This window comes from Arthrobacter sp. 05L45_2, assembly GCF_056397525.1.
Genome location: NZ_JBFTNO010000300.1, coordinates 1 through 2,342 on the forward strand (window position 1 = coordinate 1; position 2,342 = coordinate 2,342).

General features: G+C 70.4%; 2 protein-coding genes and 1 pseudogene. 1 reads left to right on the forward strand and 2 read right to left on the reverse strand.

The window, feature by feature from the left end; genetic code table 11:
- Positions 1–379: pseudogene (locus AC1DHD_RS15695) on the forward strand (epimerase); the annotation flags it as partial.
- Here AC1DHD_RS15695 and AC1DHD_RS15700 read toward each other — a convergent pair.
- Positions 367–864 carry an OsmC family protein gene (locus AC1DHD_RS15700; RefSeq protein WP_476880601.1) on the reverse strand — a complete coding sequence of 166 codons (498 nt, stop codon included), beginning with the start codon at positions 862–864 and terminating at the stop codon, positions 367–369. The pseudogene AC1DHD_RS15695 and the gene AC1DHD_RS15700 overlap by 13 nt on opposite strands.
- 104 nt (positions 865–968) lie before the next feature.
- Positions 969–2,342, reverse strand: a 1,374-nt coding sequence (locus tag AC1DHD_RS15705) for an ERAP1-like C-terminal domain-containing protein (protein WP_476880602.1), incomplete at its 5' end; no start/stop codon positions are given.

A 2,342-nucleotide genomic window follows, 5' to 3' on the forward strand; every position in this document is an offset into this window, starting at 1 on the left:
CGTCACCGGTGCCCTGAATGCCGTGGGTGACCCGGTGCCCTTTGCCGGCTACCTTGAAGAATCGCGGCAGCTGTCCGGGGGAAGCACGGAGGTGGTGGCCGCCCCGCCGGAGTGGCTCACCGGGCGCGGGGTGAACTTCTGGGCCGGCCCGGAGTCCCTCCCGCTCTGGCTCCCGCCCGGCCACGACGGTTTCGCGACCCGCAGCAATGCAGCGGCCAAGGCTGCCGGGCTCCGCCTGCGGCCCTGGGCGGAGACGCTGCGGGACACACTGGACGATGAGCGCCGTCGCGGACTCGACCGGGAGCGCAAGGCCGGGATCGCCCCGGACACTGAGCGCCGGCTGCTGCGTGAGCTCCAGACCGCGAGTCAGTCCGCCTGAGCCGCCGGGGCGGGGTCCACGCTCGCGGACGCCTCATGCCGGACCGGGAAGTTGACGCTGCGGGCGATGAAGCACACGGCGTTAGCCGCATGGTGCAGTTCTGCGAAGAGTTCGTCGCTGACCGGTGCTGCCGTGGTGACCCGGGGTTTGAGCGTCACGGATTCGAACTGGCCGCTGCCGTCCCGGTTGGTCCGCATCAGGCCCTCGGCCTGGTCCTCGTACCCCGTCACGGTCACCCCGTGCTTTACGGCGACGTGGAGGAAGGACAGCATGTGGCACTGTGACAGGGCGGCCAGCAGGAGCTGTTCCGGGTTGTACCGCTCCCGGTCGCCGTGGAACGTGGGGTCCGCGGAGCCCTTCAGGACCGGCAGTCCGGGGATCTCGACGTCGTGGTCGCGGGAGTAGGCACGGTACGAGGACGTTCCGGTGCCCAGGTTCCCGGTCCAGCGGACCGTCAGGGCATAGCGGTGCTCATCAAGGCTCATGGCGCCAGTCTAGTGGCGCCATGGTGCCCAGCCGGCCCGTCGTACGTAGGGCTGTGAGCCGTCTGAACGGCAGCACGTACGGGCCGGCTGGGCAGGGGCTGGGGCTAGACGTCCGCGGCGCGTGCGCGCAGGGCGCGGGCCACGCCGTCGCGGTTTTCCAGCATCATCCGGCGGAGCGCGGCGCTGTCCTCCGGCAGGGCCGCGAGGAACTGGTCCGTGCGGTCCACCGTTTCCTGCGTGGTCAGCTGCGCCGGGTAGAGCCCGACGACGATCTGCTGGGCCAGCGCGTGGGTGCGGTCCTTGACGATGCCCGGCACGGCCTCGAAGTACTTGCCGGCGTAGGGCTCCAGCAGGGAGGTGTCCAGCACCCGGGTGAAGCCGGCCACCGCCGAGCCCTGCAGGGCATTGGACAGCTCGCCGGTGACCACAATCGAGTTCCACGCCGCGGCCTTGGCCTCGGCGGTGGGGATGGCGGCCTTCGCCAGGGCCGCCGCGTTCTGGCCGGTGGCGGTGTTGTCGTGGGCCAGTTCGACGTCGATCTGCTCCTGTCCGGCGCGGCCGCCCACCACCAGGGAGGTGAGCAGTTCCCACCGCAGGTCCTGGTCCACGGCCAGGCCCGGCAGGTCCTGTGAGCCGTCGAGCAGGCCGGCGACGGTGTCCAGCTGGGATGCGCTGCGGGCCAGCAGTGCGTAGGACTTGATGAACTGCAGCTGGGCGTCGGAGCCACCCGGGACGCGGGACGCGAGCTCCCAGAGCCGGTCGGCGGCGGCGGTGGCCGTGGCCTCCTTGTGCTCGCCGGCCACGTAGAAGTTCAGGGTGGTGGCGAGCTGCCGGAGCTGGACCAGGATCACGGAGGAGTCGGACTCCTCAGCAATGTTGGCCAGGATCAGGTCCACGTAGCCGCGGGCCGGGGTCTCGCCGTCGCGCGCCGCGTCCCAGGCCGAACCCCACACGAGGGTGCGGGGGAGGCTCTGGCTGAAATCCTTCAGGTGGGCCGTGGCGGTGGCGAGCGACTTCGGGTCCAGCCGGACCTTGGCGTAGGCGAGGTCGTCGTCGTTGAGCAGGATCAGGTCCGGCTGCGTGAGGCCCGCCAGGGCGGGAACGTCGGTGCGTTCGCCGTCGACGTCGAGCTCTTCGCGGTGCACCCGCTCCAGTTTTCCGGCGCCGTCGAGGTTGTAGAAGCCGACGGCGAGACGGTGCGGACGTATGGTCGGCTGGGCGTCGGTGGCGGACTGCAGGATGGCGAAGGAGGAAATGGTGCCGTCCTCAGCGACCGAGAGTTCCGGCTTCAGCGTGTTGACGCCCGCCGTCTCCAGCCAGAGCCGTCCCCACTGGTCCAGGTCGCGGCCGCTGGCCTTCTCGAGCTCGACCATCAGGTCGCTGAGTTCGGTGTTCTGCCAGGAATGCTTGCGGAAGTACTCCCGGACGCCGGCCATGAATTCCTCCGGACCAACCCAGGCCACCAGCTGCCGCAGCAC

Excerpts from the sequence above, each read along its gene's own strand:
- AC1DHD_RS15700 (WP_476880601.1), bottom strand. The coding sequence starts at position 864 with ATGAGCCTTGATGAGCACCGCTATGCCCTGACGGTCCGCTGGACCGGG.